The sequence below is a fragment of the Plantibacter sp. genome (genome assembly GCF_059073635.1).
This window is the reverse complement of sequence record NZ_JCACOF010000010.1, coordinates 199662-221516: the sequence shown is the minus strand read 5'-3', so window position 1 is coordinate 221516 and position 21855 is coordinate 199662. Positions and strand designations below refer to the sequence as shown.

Below are 21855 nucleotides of genomic sequence, written 5' to 3'. Positions count from 1 at the left end.
CTGAACAGCCGGACGACAGGGGATCGCGTATGGACGCCGACACCAGCACCGCCCTCCTCATCGAGCGGCAGCCCGCGCTGCTCGGTGGCGTGCGCGCACCGGCCGAGCGCACCCTCCTCGACGTCCTCCGTGACGTCGCCGCGTCGCACCCCGAGGCCTCGGCGATCGAGGACGCGGAGGGAGCGCTCAGCTACCGCGAGCTCGTCCTCAGCGCGGAGCGGGTCGCGGCCGGGCTGTTCGCCGCCGGGGTCCGGCGCGGTGACCGGGTCGGTGTCCGGATCGCCTCGGGCACCCGCGACCTCTACCTCGGGATCCTCGGGATCCTGTTCACCGGAGCGGCCTACGTGCCCGTCGACGCCGACGACCCGGAGGAGCGGGCACGACTCGTGTTCGGTGAGGCGGCCGTCGTCGGCGTCCTGGTCGACGGCGGTGTCTTCGAGCGTTCGCGCCGCGGAACGGAGGACCCGGCCGATGACGGCGTCGATCCCGAACGGGTGCAACTCGCGACGGGCGCGGCACCCCACCCGGGCACCCGGGCGATCCCGGTCCTCGAACCACCGCGACTCGACGACGACTCCTGGATCATCTTCACCTCCGGCTCGACGGGCACGCCGAAGGGCGTCGCCGTCTCGCACCGCTCTGCCGCCGCGTTCGTCGACGCCGAGGCGCGGATCTTCCTCCAGGCGGAACCCCTCGGCCCCGGTGATCGTGTGCTGGCCGGCCTGTCCGTCGCCTTCGACGCGTCCTGCGAGGAGATGTGGCTCGCCTGGGGACACGGCGCATGCCTGGTCCCGGCGCCGCGCTCGCTCGTCCGCAGCGGTATGGACCTCGGACCCTGGCTCACCGCGAAGGGCATCACCGTGGTGTCGACGGTTCCGACGCTGGCGGCGATGTGGCCCGCCGAATCCCTCGAGAACATCCGCATGCTCATCTTCGGCGGCGAGGCCTGCCCGCCGGAGCTCGCCGCCCGGCTGGCCGTGGACGGTCGCGAGGTCTGGAACACCTACGGACCCACCGAGGCCACCGTCGTCGCCTGCGCCGCGCTGTTGACCGGCGAGCAGCCCGTGCGCATCGGACTGCCGCTCGACGGCTGGGACCTCGCCGTGGTCGACGCCGAGGGCGTCCCGGTCGAGGAGGGCGGCGTCGGCGAGCTCATCATCGGCGGCGTCGGACTCGCCCGGTATCTCGACCCCGCCAAGGACGCCGAACGGTATGCGCCCATGCCGAGCATCGGGTGGTCGCGGGCGTACCGGAGCGGCGACCTCGTCCGCTACGAGGCCGCAGGACTCGTGTTCCAGGGGCGCGCGGACGACCAGGTGAAGATCGGCGGTCGGCGCGTGGAACTCGGAGAGATCGAGGCCGCCCTGCAGGCGCTGCCGGGCGTCTCGGGTGCGGCAGCAGCCGTCCAGCGCACCGCCGCCGGGAACGCCGTCCTCGTGGGGTACCTCGCGGTGCCCGACCGCGACGGGTTCTCCGTCGAGCGGGCGCTCGACACCCTCCGTGAGCAGCTCCCGGCACCGCTCGTCCCGCTCCTCGCGGTCGTCGGCGAGCTGCCCACCCGCACCTCCGGCAAGGTCGACCGGGCCGCGCTGCCGTGGCCGCTCGACGCCGCCGACGGGGAGGACGCCTCGACCCTGTCGGGCACCGCCGCGTGGCTCGCCGAGCAGTGGACGGCCGTCCTCGGGGTCCGGGTCACGGCCGAGAGCGACAACTTCTTCAGCCTGGGCGGCGGGAGCCTGGCGGCCGCGCAGCTCGTCTCGCTCATCCGCACCCGCGATGCCGAGTTCACGGTCGCCGACATCTACGGCCACCCCCGACTCGGCGCGATGGCCGCCGAACTCGACGGCCGACGCCCCGAGCGTCGCAGCCGAGCGGCCGTCGCGGACCCCGTGCTCCCGACGCCGCTCGCGACCCAGTGGGCACAGACCCTCCTGGGTGTCCCGCTCCTCATCCTCGTCGGACTCCGGTGGCTCGTGTACCTGCTCGCCGGCAGTCGGGTCCTCGGCCTCGTCGCGGACGTCCCGTACCTCCCCATGGTCTCGTGGTGGTGGATCGCCCTCGGCTTCCTCGTGGTCATCACCCCGATCGGACGCATGGCGATCTCCGTGATCGCGGCGAAGCTCCTCCTCGTCGGCGTCCGCCCGGGCGACTACCCGCGCGGCGGCTCGGTCCATGTGCGACTCTGGCTCGCCGAACGCGTCGCCGACACGGTCGGCGCGGTGAGTCTCGCCGGAGCCCCCTGGATCTCGAGCTACGCCAGGGCGCTCGGCGCGAAGATCGGTGCCGACGCGGACCTCCACAGCGTGCCGCCGGTCACCGGGTTCCTCACCGTCGGGGCGCGCGCGTCGATCGAGCCCGAGGTCGACCTCCGCGGCTACTGGGTCGACGGCGACACGCTCCGACTGGGCCACGTCCACATCGGCGCCGAGAGCACGGTCGGCGCTCGCAGCACCCTGCTCGCCGGCACCCGGATCGGCAAGCGTGCGGAGATCGCTCCAGGATCGTCCGTCTTCGGCCGCGTCCCCTCCGGACACCTGTGGTCGGGGTCGCCCGCCGTCCGCGTCGGCAAGGCGAAGCCGGTGTGGCCGACCGAACGACCCCCGCGTCGCCGACGCTGGCTGTTCGCGTACGGCGCGGGATCGGCGCTGCTGTCGGTGCTGCCGTTCCTCGCCTTCGTGCTGGCGGCGGCGGTCGTGGCGGCCGGCGCGTCGGGCGCGACCAGCCTGCTCGAGTTCTCCTGGCGCGCGCTCCTCTGGGTGCCCGTCGCCACCCTCGTGTGGTTCGTCGTCCTGGCGATCAGCACGATCGGCCTGGTCCGGCTGCTCGGCCTCGGTCTCAGCGAGGGCTACTTCCCGGTGCGCAGTCGGGTCGGTTGGCAGGTGTGGGCAACGGAGCGGCTCCTGGACGCCGCGCGCACCCTCCTCTTCCCCCTGTACGCGAGCCTCTTCACGCCCGTCTGGCTCCGCCTGCTCGGGGCGAAGGTCGGGCGCAACGTGGAGGCGTCGACGGTGCTCCTCCTCCCGCGGATGACGACCGTCGGCGACGGTGCGTTCCTCGCGGACGACACGATGGTGGCCTCCTACGAGCTCGGTGGCGGGTGGATGCGGATCGCCGGTGCGTCCGTCGGCAAGCGCGCCTTCCTCGGCAACTCCGGCATGGCGGGCCCCGGCATGCACGTCCCCAAGAACGGCCTCGTCGCCGTGCTGTCGGCCGCACCGCGGAAGGCCAAGTCCGGCTCGTCCTGGCTCGGGAGCCCACCGATGCGGCTCCGGCGGCAGGTGTCCGACGCCGATCTCGACCGCACCTACGACCCGCCGCTCCGGCTCCGGATCGCCCGCGCGCTGTGGGAGCTCTGCCGCATCGTCCCCGTCATGGTGACGACGGGCATCGCGCTCCTGGTGCTCCTCGCCCTCGCCTGGTTCGCCGACACCTGGGGTCTCGGTGTCGCGATCGCCGTCAGCGGTGCCGTGCTCCTGGCCGCCGGCGCGGTCGCGGCCGGGATCACGACCGTCGCCAAATGGGTCATCGTCGGCCCGATCCGCACGGGGGAGCACCCGCTCTGGTCCTCGTTCATCTGGCGCAACGAGGTGTCCGACACCTTCGTCGAGATGGTCGCGGCACCCTGGTTCGCGGCACCCGCCACCGGCACCCCAGCCCTCACCTGGTGGTTGCGCTCGCTCGGTGCCCGCATCGGTCGTGGGGTCTGGTGCGAGAGCTACTGGCTGCCGGAGGCGGACCTCGTCCGACTCGGCGACGGCGCGACGGTCAACCGGGGCTGCGTTGTGCAAACGCACCTGTTCCATGATCGAATCATGAGTATGGATCAGGTCGAACTCGCATCGGGCGCCACGCTCGGGCCGCACAGCGTCATCCTCCCCGGAGCGCGGATCGACGACGACGCGACGGTCGGACCGGCCTCGCTCGTCATGCGCGGAGAACGCGTCCCGGCGGGCACCCGGTGGAGCGGCAACCCGATCGGCCCGTGGCGCGAGGTGACGACGGCGGAGTACCGGGAGCCCCAGGTCGCGTCCTGATGGGGGAGGCTCTCGCCCGTCTGCGGAGCGCAGGCGACCCCTACACGCCCTCCAGCGGGAATCGTGGCTACCGCGTCGTCCGGTACGAGCTGGAGCTCGACTACGACGTCGACCGCAACGCCCTGTCCGGGACGGCTCGGCTCACCGCCGTCGCGACGGAGGAGCTCACGCGGTTCTCGCTCGACCTCGCCGCGCTGCGCGTCACCCGTGTCCAGGTCGACGGGGTCGAGGCGAAGCGGACGCACAGCTCGGGCAAGCTCACGCTGACGCCCCGGAACACCATCGCGGACGGCGCCGAGTTCTCCGTGCTCGTCCGGTACTCGGGTGCGCCCCGTCCCGTGCGCAGCCCCTGGGGCGAGATCGGCTGGGAGGAACTCGAGGACGGCGTCATCGTGGCGTCCCAGCCGTGCGGCGCATCGAGTTGGTTCCCCTGCAACGACCACCCCTCGGACAAGTCGTCCTATCGGATCAGTGTCACGGCGTCGTCGGCGTACACGGTCGTCGCCCCCGGAGAGCTGGTGTCGCGCGTTGCCCGCGCGAGCCGGACCACATGGGTCTACGAGCAGCCCGAACCGATGGCCGCCTACCTCGCGACGGTGCAGATCGGCCGGTACCAGCGGCTCGCCGTCAGCGCTCGGGTCGCGACGAGCACGGTGCCGGTCGTCGCACACCTGCCGCGCGACCTCACGGCGCGGTTCCGACACGACTTCGCCGAGCAGGTCGACATGCTGGCGTGCTTCGAGCGCGCCTTCGGACCCTACCCCTTCGGCAGCTACGGCGTCGTGGTCACGGACGACGTGCTGGAGATCCCACTCGAGGCGCAGGGGATGAGCGTGTTCGGCCGCAACCACGTCGACGGCGTCAGCGGTTCGGAACGGTTGATCGCGCACGAGCTCGCCCACCAGTGGTTCGGGAACAGTCTGACGATCGCCACCTGGCGGGACATCTGGTTGCACGAGGGCTTCGCCTGCTACGCCGAGTGGCTGTGGTCGGAGGAGTCCGGGGCCGAGACCGCCGACGCCTGTGCCCGGGCGCACTACGCAGCGCTCCGACGGGCACCGCAGGACCTCGTCGTCGGCGACCCGGGACCCGCGGACATGTTCGACGACCGGGTCTACAAGCGGGGCGCGATCGCCCTGCACGCCGTGCGCCGACTGCTCGGCGACGAGGCGTTCTTCGACCTCCTGCGTGACTGGGTGGCGTCCTTCCGGCACTCGAGCGTGTCGACGGACGACTTCATCCGGACGGCCGATCGACATGCACCGGCACCGGTCGAGCCGCTCCTCGACGCGTGGCTCTTCCAGGAGGCGCTCCCGCCGTTCCCCGTCGGCTGAACCGGGTCAGGGGAGCAGGAGGGCCGTCGCGACGACGAATCCCGGCACGGGCTCCGGGTGGTCGATGACGAAGCGGTGGCCCGCGGTCTCGGTGACGTGTGGTGCGGCATCCGGCCCGAGGTCGATCGTCGCGGGATCGGTCGTGAGGCCCGTACCGAGGGCCTTCGTCACGGCCTCCTTCGCCGTCCAACGCTCGGCGAGCGCCCGGAGGCGTCGTCGGTCCGGCAGCCGCTGCCACTGCTCCCGTTCCGCGGGGGTGAGGGCGACGTCCTCGACGCCGGCGAACCGGGCCGCGTCGAGCCGTTCGACGTCGACACCGACGGGGTGCTCGATCGACACCGCCACCGCGGAGGCGTCGGCGGTGTGGGAGACGCTCACGTGGACGGTCCGGTCTCCGAAGCGCACCCGTGGTCGTCCGTGCGCGAGACCGCAGTCCGGGCAGACCGCCGTGACCTCGATCCGCTCGGGGTCGGTGCCGATCGTCTCCGCGACGGTGCGCACGAGCAGTGCGCGACCGAACAGGAACCGACGGGCCGCGGTCGCGGACGAGGTGTCGAGGCGGTCACGGGCGGACGCGTCCAGCCGGGCCGCCGTGCCGGCGAGGTCGAGCTCAGCGGCGCTGGCCCAGCGCAGGAAGCGGACCGTCGGCTGCGGGAGGGGATCGGCTCGGTGCATGGCCCCCGCGTCCCGGAGTCGGAGCGATGCGAAGCAGGACCTCGCGAGATGGTGATGGTGCCCTCGACTGGATTCGAACCAGCGACTTCTTCCTCCGGAGGGAAGCGCTCTTCCGCTGAGCTACGAAGGCGGAACGTCTCCAAGCTACCAGAGTCGGGACCCACGCCGGTACCGGAGGCGTGCGGGATCCGCGTCGCCCGTCGCGTGGAACAATGAGGTCATGCAGCGCACCCTGACCGCGTCGCTCGATCTGCGGGTGCACGATCGAGCCGACCTCATCTTCTCCATCGCTGCAGCCGGCGGCACCCCGCTGGCGAGCGAGCGACTGCAGGTGCACTCCTCGGACGGCCCGTGCGCGGTCACCGAGATCGTGGGTCCGGACGACACACGACTCCACCGGGTCATCGCCGAGCCCGGCCGGTTGCAGGTCGACTACGAGGCGGTGGTCGTCGGGCAGGCCGTGCCGCGTCCCGTGGACGCCTTGGAGACCGTGACCTACCTCCGTCCCAGCCGGTACTGCGAGTCGGACGCGCTGTTCTCGCTCGCGCGTTCCGAGCTCGGCTACCTCCTCGAGCACCGTCGCCTGCACGAGGACGGCACGGTGTCCGGCGGTCTGCAGGTGCTGCCATGGGTGGCTGCCTGGGTCGGACGCCACCTCTCCTACGTCTCCGGCTCCACGACCGTGTCGGACAGTGCGGTGTCGACCCTGGCCGCGGGGCGTGGCGTGTGCCGGGACTTCGCGCACCTGACCATCGCGATGCTGCGGGCGCTCGACATCCCGGCCCGGTACGCCGCGGTCTACGCCCCGGGTCTCGTCCCCATGGACTTCCACGCGGTGGCCGAGGGCTTCGTCGACGGCGCCTGGCACGTGGTCGACGCGACGGGCCTGGCACCGCGGCAGTCGCTCGTCCGCATCGCCACCGGACGCGACGCCGCGGACGTGGCCTGGTTGAGCAACCATCACGGCAACGTGACCGTCGAGGACATGCGGATCGACGCCCTGATCGACGTCCTGCCCGCCGACGACCCGGCGCAGGCGGTCGTGCTCGCCTGACGGTCGCCCCGAGGACCACCGTGTCGCCGGTGCGACGCGCCCGGGTAGAATCGCTCCTCGTGACTCCTGAAGACCTCGCCTCCGCCCTGCACGCCATCGTCGTTCCGATCGTCGAACGACGACGCGAGGCGGCGGGCATCACCGACGAGGTCGCGGTGTCGGTCGACGACGTGGTGCTGGAGCGTCCGAAGAACCGCGATCACGGCGACTGGGCCTGCAACATCGCGATGAAGCTCGCGAAGCGGGTGGGGGCGAACCCGCGCGAGCTCGCGCAGGAGTTCGCCGACGCGCTCGTGCAGGTCGACGGTGTCGCCTCGGTCGAGGTCGCCGGTCCCGGGTTCATCAACGTGCGCCTCGACGCCGCTGCCGCGGGTGCGCTCGCGAAGGTGATCGTCGACGCCGGTGACGCGTTCGGCCGCAACGACAGCCTCGCCGGTCAGACCATCAACATCGAGTTCGTCTCGGCCAACCCGACCGGCCCGCTGCACATCGGCCACACGCGCTGGGCCGCGCTCGGCGACTCCCTGGCCCGCGTCCTGAGCGCGTCCGGTGCGACGCTCGTCAGCGAGTACTACATCAACGACGCCGGCAACCAGATGGACACCTTCGCGGACTCGATCCTCGCCGCGGCCAAGGGGGAGCCGACCCCCGAGGGCGGCTATCCCGGGGCGTACATCGGCGACCTCGCGAAGACCGTGCTGGCCGAGATCCCCGACCTCCTCGAGCGTCCGGACGCCCGTGAGGTCGCGCGGGAACGCGCCTACGCCCTGCAGCTCGGTGAGATCCGCGCGTCCCTCGAGCGCTTCAACGTCCACTTCGACGTCTGGTTCAGCGAGCGCACGCTGCACGCGACGGGCGAGGACGGCACGAGCCTCATCGACCAGGCCGTGGACCGCTTGCGCGAGCAGGGGCACGTGTTCGACGAGGAGGGCGCCGTCTGGGTGCGCACGACGGACTTCGGCGACGACAAGAACCGCGTCATCCGTCGCTCCAACGGCGTCTACACCTACTTCGCCGCCGACGCCGCGTACTACCTGAACAAGGGCGACCGCGGCTTCCAGCACAAGATCTACCTGCTCGGCGCCGACCACCACGGGTACGTCCACCGGTTGAAGGCGCTCGCTGGCGCGGCCGGAGACGACCCGGACCGCGACATCGAGGTGCTCATCGGGCAGCTCGTGAGCGTGAACGGCGCCCGACTCTCCAAGCGGGCCGGCAACATCATCGAGCTGGACGACCTGCAGGCCTGGATCGGGACGGACGCCCTGCGGTACTCGCTCGGTCGCTACCCGGCCGATTCGCCGTTGGCCCTCGACCCGGAGCAGCTCCGCAGCCGGACGAACGACAACCCCGTGTTCTACGTCCAGTACGCCCACGCCCGCACGAACTCGGTGGCGCGCAACGCCGCCTCGGCCGGGGTCGACCGCAGCGCCTTCGCTCCGGAGCTGCTCGTCCACGAGACGGAGTCGGCGCTCCTCGGCGTCCTCCAGGAGTTCCCGCGGATCGTCGCGCAGGCCGCACAGCTGCGCGAGCCGCACCGCGTCGCCCGGCACCTGGAGGAGACCGCGAGCCTGTACCACAAGTGGTACGACAGCTGCCGGGTCGTCCCGATGGGGGAGGAGCCGGTCACCGACCTGCACCGCACGCGCCTCTGGCTGAACGACGCGACCGGCACCGTCATCCGCAACGGGCTGGCGCTCCTCGGCGTCTCCGCGCCGGAGCGCATGTAGCTTCCCTACAGCAGGAGATCCGCGCGAGCGCAGGACGGTTCCTCGGGAACGGTCCTGCGCTCGCGGCGTCCTCCTGCCGACGACGGTTCGCTACCCTCGGAACATGAGTGAGCAGCAACCGTCGGGTAAGCGCAGGCGTCCCTGGCTTCCGATCGTCATCGTCGTCGGGGTGCTCGTCGTCCTCGTCGGCGCGTTCCTGATCGCCGACGCGATCGTGCGCGGTGTCGCCGAGGAGCGCGTCGCGACGCAGATCGAGCAGAGTCTGCCCGACAACGTCGACGCGGACGTCGCCGTGTCGATCGGCGGTGCCTCGGTCATCGCCCAGTACCTCACCGGAACGTTCGAGCACGTCGACCTGCGTGCACCGGACGCGAGCGTCGACGGCGTCCCGCTGGACCTCCGGGTCAGCGCGGACCGGGTCCCCCTCGACCCGGAGCAGACCATCGGTCGGGTGGTGGCGACCATCAGGATCGATGCTGCCGGAGCGGCGGACCTCGCCAAGACGGCCGGGCTCCCGGGCACGCTCACCCTCGGCGACGACGAGATCGGGTACGCGGGTGAGGCGACCGTCCTCGGGTTCACGATCCCGTACGACTTCTCCGTGGCGCCGACCACCACGGCCGACCGCGTGAACCTCATGCCGACGTCCGTGAACGTCGACACCGGCCTCCTCGGCGTCATCGACCTGCGGGCGCTCGTGACCGGCTTCCTGCAGGGCGACCCGCCGAGCATCTGCGTCGCCCAGTACCTGCCCGAGGGGGTCGACCTCGATGGACTCGCGGTGACGCCGGAGGCGGCGACCGCCACCCTGACCTCGACGACGCTCCGCCTCGACGAGGCGTCGCTGCAGACGCTCGGCAGCTGCGACTGAACCTCGCCCCGCCACCCGGCGGCGGAGGGGAGCAGGCCACCCGACGTCACGATGCTGCACGGGCACGCGCGTCTCGCTAGACTTTCCACACACCCACTGCTCCGACCGGGCGGTGAGGTGTGCCGTCGGGCCCTCCGGCCCGTGTTCCACCTCAGTCGTTCCAACCGAGCGGCGATGGGTGCGGACGACCGGGATCACCAACCACCGGGCCGTGCGCATCCACCTTCATCGGTGCTCTACAAATCGGTGCTTCAGGGGCCAAACCGGGTCCGCTCGCCCAACGAGAACCTCCTTTTCCGCTCAACAGGACTCAGGACACCCCCGTGGCCAGAAACCCCCTCGCCCCCGACTGGCTCGCCGAGCCCGTCGATCCGAACGCGCTCGATCCGGCCGTGTGGCCGGCATCGGCCGCCCGCGACACCGACGGCCTCCTGCAGCTCGGCGGCGTCGACGTCCGCACGCTCCAGGAGCGCTTCGGCACGCCGCTCTACGTCGTCGACGAGGACGACGCCCGGGCCCGCGCCCGCACGCTGCGAGAGGCGTTCGAGCGTGAGGCGGCCGCCCGCGGCACGAGTGTCGCCGTCTACTACGCGGGGAAGGCGTTCCTCTCGGCCGAGGTCGCGCGGTGGATGACGGCGGAGGGCCTCCGCATCGACATCTGCAGCGGCGGAGAACTCGCCGTCGCACTCGCCGCCGGAACCGATCCGGCCCAGCTGGGCTTCCACGGCAACAACAAGTCGGTCGCGGAGATCGAGCGAGCCGTGGGCGTCGGGATCGGCGCCATCGTGCTCGACAGCCTCACCGAGATCGACCGCGTCGCCGCAGCGGCCGAGCGCGCCGGCCGGGTCCAGTCGGTGCGTCTGCGCGTGAACAGCGGCGTCCACGCCCACACGCACGAGTACCTCGCGACCGCCCACGAGGACCAGAAGTTCGGCCTGCCGCTCGAGGACGCCGCCGACGCCGTCGCGCGCATCCGGTCCCACGCCTCGCTCGACTTCCTCGGACTCCACTGCCACATCGGCTCGCAGATCTTCGGGTCCGACGGGTTCGCCGAATCCGCCGCACGCCTGCTCGCCGTGCACGCGCGCCTGCTCGAGGGCGGCCCCGTGCCCGAGCTCAACCTCGGTGGCGGCTTCGGCATCGCCTACACCAGCGCCGACGACCCGACGCCGATCGAGCAGCTCGCGGCGGACATCCTCGCCGGTGTCCAGGCTGCGGCCGACCTCCACGGCGTCCGGATCCCGAAGCTCGCCTTCGAACCGGGACGCGCGATCATCGGCGGCGCCGGCATCACGCTCTACGAGGTCGGCACGATCAAGGACGTCGTGGTCGCCTGGAACGACGAGGGCGAGACGGCCGTCCGCCGCTACGTCAGCGTCGACGGCGGGATGAGCGACAACGCCCGGCCGTCGCTGTACGGCGCGGACTACACGGTCCGGATCGCCGATCGCGTGAGCGACGCGCCCCCCGCGCTCGTCCGGATCGCCGGCAAGCACTGCGAGTCGGGCGACATCGTCGTGAACGCCGACTACCTGCCGGCGGACGTCCGCGACGGCGACCTCCTGGCCGTCCCCGCGACCGGGGCCTACTGCTGGTCCCTCGCGAGCAACTACAACTACCTCGGTCGCCCGGCCGTCGTCGCCGTGTCGGGTGGCGCGGCCCGCGTCATCGTGCGGGGCGAGACCGAGCACGACCTCCTCAGCCGCGATGCGGGATTGGACACGGAATGATCGAATACCGCGGACTGAAGGTCGCCCTGCTGGGCGCCGGATCGGTGGGCTCGCAGGTGGCGCGTCTGCTGCTCGAGCACGCCGACGAACTGGCGTCCCGAGCCGGAGCGAGCCTCGAGCTCATCGGCATCGCCGTGCGCGACGTCGACGCACCTCGCGACGTCGACCTGCCGAAGGAGCTGTACACGACCGATGCCGAGCAGCTCATCCTGAGCGCCGACATCGTGATCGAACTCATCGGCGGCATCGAGCCGGCGCGCAGCCACATCCTGCAGGCCATCAACGCCGGTGCCGACATCGTCACCGCCAACAAGGCGCTGCTCGCGACGCACGGCCCTGAACTGTTCGACGCCGCTGAGCAGGTCGGCGCCCAGCTGTACTACGAGGCGGCCGTCGCCGCGGCGATCCCGATCATCCGACCCCTGCGGGAGAGCCTTGCGGGCGACCGCATCAACCGGGTGCTCGGCATCGTCAACGGCAGCACGAACTACATGCTCGACCGGATGGACCGCTTCGGCGACACGATGGAGGACGCGGCAGCCGTCGCGAGCGAGCTCGGGTACCTCGAGGCCGACCCGACCCTCGACGTCGAGGGCTACGACGCGGCGCAGAAGGCGACCATCCTGGCGAGTCTCGCCTTCCACACCACCGTCCCCGTCGAGGCCGTCCACCGTGAAGGCATCACCGGGATCACGAAGGCGCAGGTCGACCTCGCCCGCAGCGAGGGCTACGTCATCAAGCTGCTCGCGATCGCCGAGCGGATCGTCGACGAGACCACCGGCGAGGAGGGCCTGTCCGCCCGCGTCTACCCGGCGCTCATCGGTCGGGAGCACCCGCTCGCCGCCGTGCACGGCGGCAACAACGCCGTCTTCGTGGAGGCCGAGAACGCCGGGAGTCTGATGTTCTACGGCGCCGGCGCCGGTGGCAAGGAGACCGCCTCCGCGGTGCTCGGCGACCTCGTCTCGGCGGCCCGTCGTCACGTCGCCGGCGGCCCCGGTGTCGGCGAGTCCACGCACGCCGACCTGCCGGTCCTCGAGATCGGCCGCGTCACGACGCGATACCAGGTCACCCTCGAGGTGGCCGACGAACCCGGCGTGCTCGCCGCGGTCGCTGGGATCCTCAGCGACGGCGGTGTCTCGGTCGAGACCTTCCAGCAGTCCGTGGCCTCCTCGGACGGGACGCTGTCGACCGCTACCCTGGTCATCGGCACCCACCGGGCGCTCGAATCGGCCCTCGCGGCCACGGTCGAGCAGCTCGCCTCGAACGCCCACGTCGAGCGGGTCGTGTCCGTGCTCCGGGTCGAAGGAGCCGAGTAGGTGCCGAACCGCACGACCACCGACCGCGTCGCTCGCCGACCTCTCACCAGATTGCAGGCATCCCTATGAGTCACACCGAACCGCTTGCGATCGGACGCACCGTCACCGTGAAGGTGCCGGCGACCACCGCCAACCTCGGCCCCGGCTTCGACACGCTCGGTCTGGCGCTCGCCCTGTACGACGAGCTGACCGTCACGGTCCGCGAGGAGCCTGGCGTGTTCGTGGAGGTCATCGGTGTCGGCGCCGGCGAGGTGCCGACCGACGCGTCCAACCTCGTGATCACCGCGATCGCACACGCTCTGCGTGCCTACGGCCACGACCTCCCCGGTCTCGACGTCGTCGCGCGGAACGTCATCCCGCACGGCCGCGGCCTCGGTTCCTCGGGCGCCGCGATCGTCTCCGGCATCATGGCGGCGAAGGGGCTCCTCGAGGGTCGGGTCGAGCTCGGACCGGACGACCTCCTCCGGCTCGCGACGGAGATGGAGGGTCACCCCGACAACGTCGCTCCGGCGCTGTTCGGCGGCCTGACGATCGCGTGGACGACGGACGACGGCCCGCAGCACAAGAAGCTCATCGTGCACCGCGGGGTCTCGCCGCTCGTGCTCGTCCCCGAGCACACGATGTCCACGGAACTCGCCCGCAGCCTGCAGCCCGCCAACGTGCCGCACGCCGACGCGGCGTTCAACGTCTCGCGTTCGGCGCTCCTCGTCGCCGCGCTCACGCAGAGCCCCGAGCTCCTGCTCGCGGCCACCGAGGACCGGCTCCACCAGAGCTACCGCGCCGCCGCGATGCCCGAGACGAACACCCTCATCACGCTGCTGCGCGAGCACGGCTTCGCCGCCGTCGTGTCCGGCGCCGGTCCGTCGATCCTCGTCCTCGCGGACGATCCCGGACGACGCCTCGAAGCCACTGCGCTGGTCGCCGAGCACGCCACCACCCCGTGGCAGTCGCTCATGCTCGCGGTCGACTTCAAGGGTGCTACAGTGGGAGGGCACCCGGCCCACCCCGCCTCTTCGGCGTAACCGGCTTCCGGGGCAATTCCGCACAATCATCGCTTTCGCACCAATTGATCGCGTCTGTTCGGGTCCCACCGTGTTTCCATCCTGCTGAGCAGCGCTCCGCCGGGTCGTCGCACCGGGCTATCCGCACAGGCTCTGCGTCGTGTGAACATCACCCACCCGCCGCACAGGATTCCGGTGCGATCGCCGCCTGCGCGAGACAGCTCTGTCTCGACGCAAGGGAAGGAAGACACACGTGACAGACGTCAACGAAGGCGCCTCAGGCGTCTCGCTGGATGCCGACCCGAAGACGCTCAAGGTCGCCGACCTGCAGCGTCTCGCCGCCGCTCTCGGAGTGGCCGGAGCCTCGAAGCTCCGCAAGGGCGAGCTGGTCGAAGCCATCCAGAACATCCAGAACAGCACCGACACCGACACCGACGCCGCGGCCACCGAGACCGCCGACGTGATCGAGTCGGTCTCCGCGCTCGAAGTCGCGCCGGAGGCACCGGTGCAGTCCAAGCTGCCCGAGCTCGACCTCGCGCTCGACCAGGCCTTCGGTGCCGAGAAGGCGGCCCCGCCGGCGCGACGCAAGTCCCGCCGGGCCACGACGGCCACCGTCGCCCCGAACGCGACCCCGATCGTCGGCGCCCCCGTCGTCGAGGCACCGGCTGCGCCGGCTGCCGCACCCGCCCCGGTCGAGGCCGAGGCACCGTCCGCTCCGGCCGACGCGGCTCCCGCCGAGCAGTCCGATGACGCCGCCGCGACCGCCGAGTCGCCGAGCGCCGACGAGACGACCCCCGAGCAGACGCCGAGGCGTTCGCGCGGCAACCGCCGTGGTCGCGGACGCGATCGCGACCGCAACGCCGACGACGCCGAGCAGAACACGGCTGAGCAGGGCACCGGCGAGCAGGCCGGCGGCGAGCAGAACCGCGCCGCACAGAACGCCTCCGAGCAGGACTCGAACGACGACGCCGCGAACACGGACGCCGACGACACCCAGGACGGCGAGCAGCAGGACGGCCAGTCGTCCGGCGGGCGCCGCGGTCGTGGCCGAGGCCGCAACCAGAACAACGGTGGCCAGAACAACGGCAACCAGAACAACGGTGGCCAGAACGCCGACGGCGGCCAGAAGGCCGACGCCAAGCAGGAGCAGCAGGGGCAGAACCGCGGCAACCAGGGCGGTCAGGGCAACCAGGGCGCACCGGGCGACGACTCCGAGGGTCGTGGCGGCCGCAGCCGCTACCGCGACCGCAAGCGTCGCGGATCCGTGCAGAACGACGACGTCGAGCCTGAGATCGCCGAGGACGACGTCCTCATCCCGGTCGCCGGCATCCTCGACGTCCTCGACAACTACGCCTTCGTGCGCACCTCCGGCTACCTCCCGGGCACCAACGACGTCTACGTCTCCCTCGGCCAGGTGAAGAAGTACCACCTGCGCAAGGGCGACGCCGTCGTCGGGGCCATCCGTCAGCCGCGCGACAACGACAGCAGCAGCCGCCAGAAGTACAACGCGATCGTCAAGGTCGACTCCGTCAACGGCCTGTCCGTCGACGAGGCCGGCGCCCGCGTCGAGTTCGGCAAGCTGACCCCGCTGTACCCGCAGGAGCGCCTCCGTCTCGAGACGGAGCAGACGAAGCTCACGCAGCGCATCATCGACCTCGTCGCACCGATCGGCAAGGGCCAGCGCGGCCTGATCGTCGCCCCGCCGAAGGCCGGGAAGACCATCGTCCTGCAGCAGATCGCCAACGCGATCTCGATCAACAACCCTGAGGTCCACCTCATGGTCGTGCTGGTCGACGAGCGTCCCGAAGAGGTCACCGACATGCAGCGCACGGTGAAGGGTGAGGTCATCGCCTCCACCTTCGACCGTCCGGCCGAGGACCACACGACGGTCGCCGAACTCGCGATCGAGCGCGCCAAGCGTCTCGTCGAGCTCGGCCACGACGTCGTCGTGCTGCTCGACTCGATCACGCGTCTCGGTCGTGCCTACAACCTGGCCGCACCCGCCTCGGGTCGGATCCTCTCCGGCGGTGTCGACGCCGCGGCGCTGTACCCGCCGAAGCGTTTCTTCGGTGCCGCTCGCAACATCGAGAACGGCGGATCCCTCACGATCCTCGCGACCGCGCTCGTCGAGACCGGTTCCAAGATGGACGAGGTCATCTTCGAGGAGTTCAAGGGCACCGGCAACTCGGAGCTCCGGCTCTCGCGCCAGCTCGCCGACAAGCGGATCTTCCCGGCCGTGGACGTCAACGCGTCCTCGACCCGCCGCGAGGAGATGCTGCTCGCCCCCGACGAGGTCAAGGTCACCTGGAAGCTGCGTCGTGCCCTCGCCGGCCTCGACCAGCAGCAGGCCCTCGAGGTCGTCCTCGGCAAGCTGAAGGAGACCACGTCCAACGTGGAGTTCCTCGTTCAGATGCAGAAGTCGATGCCCGCACCGACCTCGCACAGCCACGGACACGAGAACAACCACCGCTAGCGGTCCCGACCGACCCCATCCGTACCCGCGCCGCACCGGCATCGGGAACGGGTGGGGTCGGTCCCGTTTCGCCCCCGGTGCCGCATGATGGTGATGAAGGAAGAGAACGATGTTCGAATCAGTTGAGACGCTCGTCGCCGAGCACAAGGATCTCCAGGATCAGCTCGCCGACCCGGCGGTCCACGCCGACCCCGCACGGTCGAAGAAGATCAACCGCCGCTACGCCGAGCTGTCGAAGATCATCGCGGCCTACCACACCTGGCAGGCGACGCAGGAGGACCTCGACGCCGCCCGGGAACTCGCCAAGGAGGACGAGGCGTTCGCCGAGGAGGTGCCGGTGCTCGAAGAGCTGCTGGTGACCAACCAGGAGAAGCTCCGCCGTCTGCTCATCCCGCGCGACCCCGACGACGGCCGCGACGTCATCATGGAGATCAAGGGTGGCGAGGGCGGCGCCGAGAGCGCGCTCTTCGCCGCCGACCTGCTCCGGATGTACCTGCACTACGCGGAGTCCAAGGGGTGGAAGACCGAGCTCCTCGAACGCACCGAGAGCGACCTCGGTGGATACAAGGACGTCCAGGTGGCGATCAAGTCGAACGCGACCGACCCGTCGCAGGGGGTCTGGGCGCACCTCAAGTACGAGGGCGGCGTGCACCGCGTGCAGCGCGTCCCGGCCACCGAGTCCCAGGGCCGCATCCACACCTCCACGACGGGTGTCCTCGTCTTCCCCGAGGTCGATGAGCCGGAGGAGGTCGAGATCAGCCAGAACGACCTGAAGATCGACGTCTACCGGTCGAGCGGCCCCGGCGGTCAGTCGGTCAACACCACGGACTCCGCGGTGCGCATCACCCACCTGCCGACCGGCATCGTGGTGTCGATGCAGAACGAGAAGAGCCAGCTGCAGAACCGTGAGGCCGGTATGCGCGTGCTCCGCGCCCGCATCCTCGCGCGTCAGCAGGAGGAGCAGGCGGCACTCGACAGCGCGGCACGCAAGACGCAGATCCGCACGATGGACCGCTCCGAGCGCATCCGCACCTACAACTTCCCGGAGAACCGCATCGCCGACCACCGGACCGGGTACAAGGCGTACAACCTCGACGGCGTCATGAACGGCGCGCTCGGCCCGATCATCGAATCGGCGATCACCGCCGACGAGGAAGCGCGCCTGGCCGACATCGGCGACCAGGACTAGCACTCGAGAGCGCAGTCGTGGTCGTCATTCCTCTCGGATGACGACCACGACTGCGCTTTCGTCGTTCAGCCGATGCGCAGCCGCTTCGTCGCGACCTTGTCGGCGAAGAACCGGTCGTGGCTGACCACGACGATGGCGCCGGGGAAGTGCACGAGTGCGCGCTCCATCACCTGCGTGCTCGCGAGGTCCAGGTGGTTCGTCGGCTCGTCGAGGAGGAGCACCGAAGCTCCGGAGAGCAGGCACTGGGCCATGGCGACGCGGGCGCGCTGCCCACCCGAGAGCATGCCGATCTTCTGCTTGAGGTCGGCGTCGGAGAACTGGAACATGCCGAGGAAGCGGTTCACCGACTTCTTCGTCGCCGCGAAGGCGAGGCTGTCGGGCATGGCGCCGACGGCGTGCGCCACCGTGTCGGTGAGGTCCAGCTCGTCGACCATCTGGTTGTAGGACGCGTATCGGACCCCGCCGGTCCAGGTGACGTGACCGGCGTCGGGGCGTTCGTCGCCCTCGAGGATCCGGAGGAACGTGGACTTGCCCGCGCCGTTCGGTCCGTGGACGACGATGCGTTCGCGGCGGCCGATCTCGAGGTCGAGTCCGTCGAACAGCGTGTGCTCGCCGTAGGCCTTCGTGAGCCCCTGGATCCGGCAGAGCGTGTCCTTGATGTGCAGGCCGCCGTAGATGTCGGTGATGATGTCGTCGACCGGACGCGGCGGCCTGGCCTTCTTGATCTTCGCCAGCTGCGAGGAGAGGTCCTTCTTCCCGGCGGCCTTGGCCGCCTCGCGACGGTCCGAGATGCCCTCGGCCTCGAAGGCGAGCAGTTCGGACTCGTGGACGAACTGCGCCTCGAGGCTCTTGAGCCGGAACTGCTTCTGGACGACGTACTCGTCGAAGCTCCCGGGGTACTCGTGGAGGTGGAAGTTCTCGACCTCGACGATGCGTGTGACCACGGCGTCGAGGAAGGTCCGGTCGTGCGAGACGACGATCGCCGCGCCGCGGAACGAGCCGAACCAGGATTCGAGCCACTCGACCCCCGCGACGTCGAGGAAGTTCGTCGGCTCGTCGAGGAGCAGGACGTCCGGCCGCTCGAGGAGGATCTTCGCGAGCGCCGCGCGGTTGCGCCAACCACCGGAGAGCGAGTCGATGGGGAGCACGCGGCGCGCGGCGTCGAAGCCGAGCGTGGTGAGGGCGGTGTCGATGTGGCGCTGGTAGTCCCAGCCGTCCTGGCGCTCCATCTCCTCGAAGAGTTCGGCCTGCCGTTCGATGAGCTTCGTCATCCCGTCGAGGTCGTCCGGGTCGGCGGCGATCGCGGCGTCGATGGATGCGAGTTCCGCCTCGATGGCGTGGATGTGACCGAAGAGCCCTTCGAGGACCTCGGTGATGGTTGCGCTGCCGTCGAGCTCCGAGAACTGCGAGAAGTACCCGATCCGCGTCCCGTCCTCGATGGTCACGGTGCCCGAGTCCGGCTGGAGCTGGTCGAGCGCGAGCTTCAGGAGGGTGGACTTGCCGGAGCCGTTCCGGCCGATGAGCCCGACCCGGTCGCCTGGCTCGAGCCGGAAGAAGACGTCGCGGAGCACCGGGCGCTCCTCGAACCGGACGGTGACGTCGTGCAGGCGGATGAGACTCATGGGGACCTCTCGAGGAGCGGGGATGCGGGTGGGATGCGGGAGATCGTCGTCCGGGGGAGGCGTGGGCGACGGATCACCTCACCTCGCGCGGATCAGATGTGGTACTCGGGATCGAGCAACGCGAGGCCGTGGGCGCCGCTCCCGCGCGGGCGCTCGACCGCCGGGACGCCGAGCAGCAGACTGCGGGGTGGGCAGGCCTTGGTGACGACGGCGTTCGCGCCGACGATGGTCCCCGCACCGATCAGGATGGGCCCGAGGATCTTCGCCCCGGCACCGACGGCGACGCCGTCACCGATGGTCGGGTGGCGCTTGCCGACGCCGCGGCTCTTCCCGCCGAGGGTCACGCCGTGGAAGATCATGACGTCGTCGCCCACCTCGGCCGTCTCGCCGATGACGACGCCCATACCGTGGTCGATGAAGAACCGCCTGCCGATCCGGGCGCCCGGGTGGATCTCGATCCCGGTGAGGAACCGGGTGAACTGGGAGCCGAACCGGGCGAGGGTGCGGAAGCCGCGCCGCCACAGGCGATGGTGCAGCCGGTACGCCCAGACGGCGTGCAGGCCGGAGTAGCTGAGCGCGATCTCGATGGTGCCGCGGGCCGCCGGATCGTGTGCGCGTGCGGCACCGATGTCCTCGCGGACCCGCGACAGCATTCCCATGCGTCGAGCCTAGTCGCGCAGGTCGTCGTACATCGTCGTCGACAGGTAGCGCTCGCCCGCGTCGGGGATGATGACGACGATGGTCTTGCCGGCCATCTCCGGACGGCGTCCGACCTCGAGGGCTGCCCACACCGCGGCGCCGGAGGACATGCCTCCGATGATGCCGTCGTCGGTCGCGAGGCGTCGTGCCGTCGCGTAGGCCGTGTCGGTCTCGACCGGGATGATCTCGCTGAACAAGGAGGTGTCGAGGATGTCGGGCACGAAGTTCGGGCCGATGCCCTGGATCTTGTGTCCACCGGCGCGACCCTCGCTGAGCAGCGGGGAGTCCGCGGGTTCCACGGCGATGATCTGCACATCGGGGTTGTGTTCGCGGAGCCAGCCGCCGACGCCGGTGATCGTCCCGCCCGTCCCGATGCCCGCGACGAACGCGTCGACCGTGCCGGCGGTGTCCTCCCAGATCTCGGGTGCGGTCGTCCGCCGGTGGATGGCGGGGTTCGCCTCGTTCTCGAACTGCCTGACCCAGACGGCGCCGGGGTGCTCGGCCACGATGCGCTGCGCCTCCTGCACGGCGTTCGCCATCCCCTTCGTCGGATCGGTGAGGACGAGCTCGGCGCCGTAGGCGCGGAGGAGGGTCCGGCGTTCCTTGCTCATCGAGGCCGGCATCGTGAGGATGACCCGGTAGCCCCGCGCGGCTCCCACGAGGGCGAGCGCGATGCCGGTGTTCCCGCTCGTCGACTCGACGATGGTCCCTCCTGGCTGGAGCTGGCCCGAGGCCTCCGCCGCATCGACGAGCGCGATACCCAGACGGTCCTTGACACTCGATCCGGGGTTGTAGAACTCCAGCTTCGCCAGGACGGTCGCGCCGACACCCTCGGCGATGCGGTTCAGACGGACGAGCGGGGTACGGCCGTAGGCCTGGGTGATGTCGGTGTAGACGGTGCCGGTCACGGTGTTCCTCTTCCTCGAACGGGGCTCGGTCCAGCCTACGACCTGGCCGATCGGGGGTGTCCCGTGTGACGACGAGGGTCGCCGGCCCGCGGCCGCACCGAGGCGGTGGGGTAGGCTCGGTGCGGCCCACCCGACCAGGCCGCCCCAGATGATGACCTCGCTCATGCCCAGCACCCCTTCCGCCGCCGCCGCAGACACCCCGTCCGCCGGCCACCCTGCGACCGTCGAACTCGCGCGCCGACACGCCGTCGAGATCCTCACCCGCGCAGCCGTGCCGTCACCCGACGTCGACGCGGAGCTCCTCCTCGGACACGTGCTCGGACTCGGTCGCGGGGCTGTACAAGCCGCGGCGATCACCGGTCGCGTGCTCGACGCCGAAGAACGCACCGTGTTCGCCGAGCTGGTCGAGCGTCGGGCCGCGCGTGAACCGCTGCAGCACATCACGGGTCGTGCCGCGTTCCGTTCGATGGAACTCGCGGTCGGACCAGGCGTCTTCGTCCCGCGCCCCGAGACCGAGTCGGTCGTGCAGTTCGCGATCGACGCGCTCCGAGCCGTGCCGATCCCTCGGCCCATCGGCGTCGACCTCGGCACCGGCAGTGGAGCGATCGCGCTGGCGATGGCGACCGAGGTCCCGAACGCGGCGATCTACGCGACCGAGAACTCGGTCGAGGCGTTCATCTGGGCGAGACGGAACTTCGCCGAATCCGGTGCCGACAACGCCACCGTCGTCTTCGAGCACCTCGCCGACGCCTTCCACGAGCTCGACGGCTCGGTGGACGTCGTGATCTCGAACCCTCCGTACGTCCCGGACGACGCGATCCCGCGCGATCCCGAAGTGCGTCTCCACGACCCCTCGGCCGCGCTCTACGGCGGACCGGACGGACTCGACGTGGTGCGCCAGGTGTCCGCCACCGCGCAGCGACTGCTCCACCGGGGCGGCACGCTCATCATCGAGCACGGTGAACTCCAGGGGCAGGCCATCCGCGAGCTGCTCACGGCCGACGGTTGGCACGCTGCGGCGACCCACCGCGACCTCACCACCCGCGACCGCACCACCATCGCGATCCGCTGACGCGTCGCGAGCCCGCGCTTCTCCGCTCCGTAGGCCCCTCTTCCGGTCCCTGAGCCTGTCGAAGGGCGAGTCCGCGCCGTGGATCCGCCGCCCTTCGACAAGCTCAGGGACCGATGGTTCGGTCCAGGGAGTCGTGGTTCGGTTCAG

The 21855-nt window shown here is 70.8% G+C and carries 15 protein-coding genes and 1 tRNA gene; 11 read left to right on the top strand and 5 right to left on the bottom strand.

Features of this window, described 5'->3' with window-relative positions:
• The first annotated feature begins 29 nt into the window (after positions 1 to 29).
• Together AC5JOC_RS13260 and AC5JOC_RS13255 are read left to right on the top strand one after the other, a co-directional pair.
• Positions 30 to 4034 (top strand): Pls/PosA family non-ribosomal peptide synthetase, encoded by a 4005-nt coding sequence (locus AC5JOC_RS13260; RefSeq protein ID WP_192006679.1) that lies wholly within the window; start codon positions 30 to 32, stop codon positions 4032 to 4034.
• A complete protein-coding gene (locus AC5JOC_RS13255) occupies positions 4034 to 5368 on the top strand; it encodes a M1 family metallopeptidase (RefSeq protein ID WP_494246546.1) in 1335 nt (444 codons plus the stop codon). The genes AC5JOC_RS13260 and AC5JOC_RS13255 overlap by 1 nt, the downstream gene beginning before the upstream one ends.
• Positions 5369 to 5374: 6 nt before the next feature.
• On the opposite strand, the gene AC5JOC_RS13250 is transcribed toward AC5JOC_RS13255, so the two are convergent.
• Together AC5JOC_RS13250 and AC5JOC_RS13245 are read right to left on the bottom strand one after the other, a co-directional pair.
• Positions 5375 to 6043: a 4'-phosphopantetheinyl transferase family protein gene (locus AC5JOC_RS13250; RefSeq protein ID WP_494246545.1), complete on the bottom strand. Its 669-nt coding sequence runs from the start codon at positions 6041 to 6043 to the stop codon at positions 5375 to 5377.
• Positions 6044 to 6098: 55 nt separating this feature from the next.
• Positions 6099 to 6173: transfer RNA gene (locus AC5JOC_RS13245), tRNA-Arg, on the bottom strand.
• A gap of 90 nt (positions 6174 to 6263) precedes the next feature.
• Between AC5JOC_RS13245 and AC5JOC_RS13240 the strand changes: the two genes are divergently transcribed.
• From AC5JOC_RS13240 to prfA, 8 genes are all read left to right on the top strand, one after another.
• On the top strand, positions 6264 to 7097 hold the full coding sequence (locus AC5JOC_RS13240) for a transglutaminase-like domain-containing protein (RefSeq protein WP_086473968.1): 834 nt from the start codon (positions 6264 to 6266) through the stop codon (positions 7095 to 7097).
• A 59-nt stretch (positions 7098 to 7156) separates the two neighbouring features.
• Positions 7157 to 8827, top strand: a complete 1671-nt coding sequence (locus tag AC5JOC_RS13235) for an arginine--tRNA ligase (RefSeq protein WP_064295369.1) — start codon at positions 7157 to 7159, stop codon at positions 8825 to 8827.
• Between the two features lie 103 nt (positions 8828 to 8930).
• Positions 8931 to 9698: an LmeA family phospholipid-binding protein gene (locus AC5JOC_RS13230; protein ID WP_494246544.1), complete on the top strand. Its 768-nt coding sequence runs from the start codon at positions 8931 to 8933 to the stop codon at positions 9696 to 9698.
• Between the two features lie 323 nt (positions 9699 to 10021).
• Positions 10022 to 11428: a diaminopimelate decarboxylase gene (gene lysA, locus AC5JOC_RS13225; RefSeq protein ID WP_494246543.1), complete on the top strand. Its 1407-nt coding sequence runs from the start codon at positions 10022 to 10024 to the stop codon at positions 11426 to 11428.
• On the top strand, positions 11425 to 12744 hold the full coding sequence (locus tag AC5JOC_RS13220) for a homoserine dehydrogenase (RefSeq protein WP_079002763.1): 1320 nt from the start codon (positions 11425 to 11427) through the stop codon (positions 12742 to 12744). The genes lysA and AC5JOC_RS13220 overlap by 4 nt, the downstream gene beginning before the upstream one ends.
• Before the next feature lie 65 nt (positions 12745 to 12809).
• Positions 12810 to 13766 (top strand): homoserine kinase, encoded by a 957-nt coding sequence (gene thrB, locus AC5JOC_RS13215; RefSeq protein WP_071262436.1) that lies wholly within the window; start codon positions 12810 to 12812, stop codon positions 13764 to 13766.
• A gap of 232 nt (positions 13767 to 13998) precedes the next feature.
• Positions 13999 to 16218: a transcription termination factor Rho gene (rho, locus tag AC5JOC_RS13210; RefSeq protein ID WP_124769593.1), complete on the top strand. Its 2220-nt coding sequence runs from the start codon at positions 13999 to 14001 to the stop codon at positions 16216 to 16218.
• A gap of 109 nt (positions 16219 to 16327) precedes the next feature.
• The gene (gene prfA, locus AC5JOC_RS13205; protein ID WP_071262434.1) at positions 16328 to 17407 is read left to right on the top strand and encodes a peptide chain release factor 1; all 1080 of its coding nucleotides are present in this window, start codon (positions 16328 to 16330) and stop codon (positions 17405 to 17407) included.
• A gap of 65 nt (positions 17408 to 17472) precedes the next feature.
• Here prfA and AC5JOC_RS13200 read toward each other — a convergent pair whose 3' ends face one another.
• The 3 genes from AC5JOC_RS13200 to cysK form a co-directional block, all read right to left on the bottom strand.
• Complete coding sequence (locus AC5JOC_RS13200) at positions 17473 to 19029, bottom strand: ABC-F family ATP-binding cassette domain-containing protein (RefSeq protein WP_079707201.1); 1557 nt, start codon at positions 19027 to 19029, stop codon at positions 17473 to 17475.
• Between the two features lie 92 nt (positions 19030 to 19121).
• A complete protein-coding gene (gene epsC / locus AC5JOC_RS13195) occupies positions 19122 to 19688 on the bottom strand; it encodes a serine O-acetyltransferase EpsC (protein WP_079707200.1) in 567 nt (188 codons plus the stop codon).
• A gap of 9 nt (positions 19689 to 19697) precedes the next feature.
• Positions 19698 to 20636, bottom strand: coding sequence for a cysteine synthase A (cysK, locus tag AC5JOC_RS13190; protein WP_079707199.1), 939 nt, complete (start codon positions 20634 to 20636; stop codon positions 19698 to 19700).
• A 163-nt stretch (positions 20637 to 20799) separates the two neighbouring features.
• Between cysK and prmC the strand changes: the two genes are divergently transcribed.
• A complete protein-coding gene (prmC, locus tag AC5JOC_RS13185; protein ID WP_241160911.1) occupies positions 20800 to 21708 on the top strand; it encodes a peptide chain release factor N(5)-glutamine methyltransferase in 909 nt (302 codons plus the stop codon).
• Positions 21709 to 21855 lie beyond the last annotated feature (147 nt).

Bases quoted from the DNA above. Each gene is read 5' to 3' on its own strand.
- AC5JOC_RS13260 (WP_192006679.1), top strand. From the start codon at position 30: ATGGACGCCGACACCAGCACCGCCCTCCTCATCGAGCGGCAGCCCGCG.
- AC5JOC_RS13255 (WP_494246546.1), top strand. From the start codon at position 4,034: ATGGGGGAGGCTCTCGCCCGTCTGCGGAGCGCAGGCGACCCCTACACG.
- AC5JOC_RS13250 (WP_494246545.1), bottom strand. From the start codon at position 6,043: ATGCACCGAGCCGATCCCCTCCCGCAGCCGACGGTCCGCTTCCTGCGC.
- AC5JOC_RS13240 (WP_086473968.1), top strand. From the start codon at position 6,264: ATGCAGCGCACCCTGACCGCGTCGCTCGATCTGCGGGTGCACGATCGA.
- AC5JOC_RS13230 (WP_494246544.1), top strand. From the start codon at position 8,931: ATGAGTGAGCAGCAACCGTCGGGTAAGCGCAGGCGTCCCTGGCTTCCG.
- AC5JOC_RS13220 (WP_079002763.1), top strand. From the start codon at position 11,425: ATGATCGAATACCGCGGACTGAAGGTCGCCCTGCTGGGCGCCGGATCG.
- thrB (WP_071262436.1), top strand. From the start codon at position 12,810: ATGAGTCACACCGAACCGCTTGCGATCGGACGCACCGTCACCGTGAAG.
- prfA (WP_071262434.1), top strand. From the start codon at position 16,328: ATGTTCGAATCAGTTGAGACGCTCGTCGCCGAGCACAAGGATCTCCAG.
- AC5JOC_RS13200 (WP_079707201.1), bottom strand. From the start codon at position 19,029: ATGAGTCTCATCCGCCTGCACGACGTCACCGTCCGGTTCGAGGAGCGC.
- epsC (WP_079707200.1), bottom strand. From the start codon at position 19,688: ATGGGAATGCTGTCGCGGGTCCGCGAGGACATCGGTGCCGCACGCGCA.
- prmC (WP_241160911.1), top strand. From the start codon at position 20,800: ATGCCCAGCACCCCTTCCGCCGCCGCCGCAGACACCCCGTCCGCCGGC.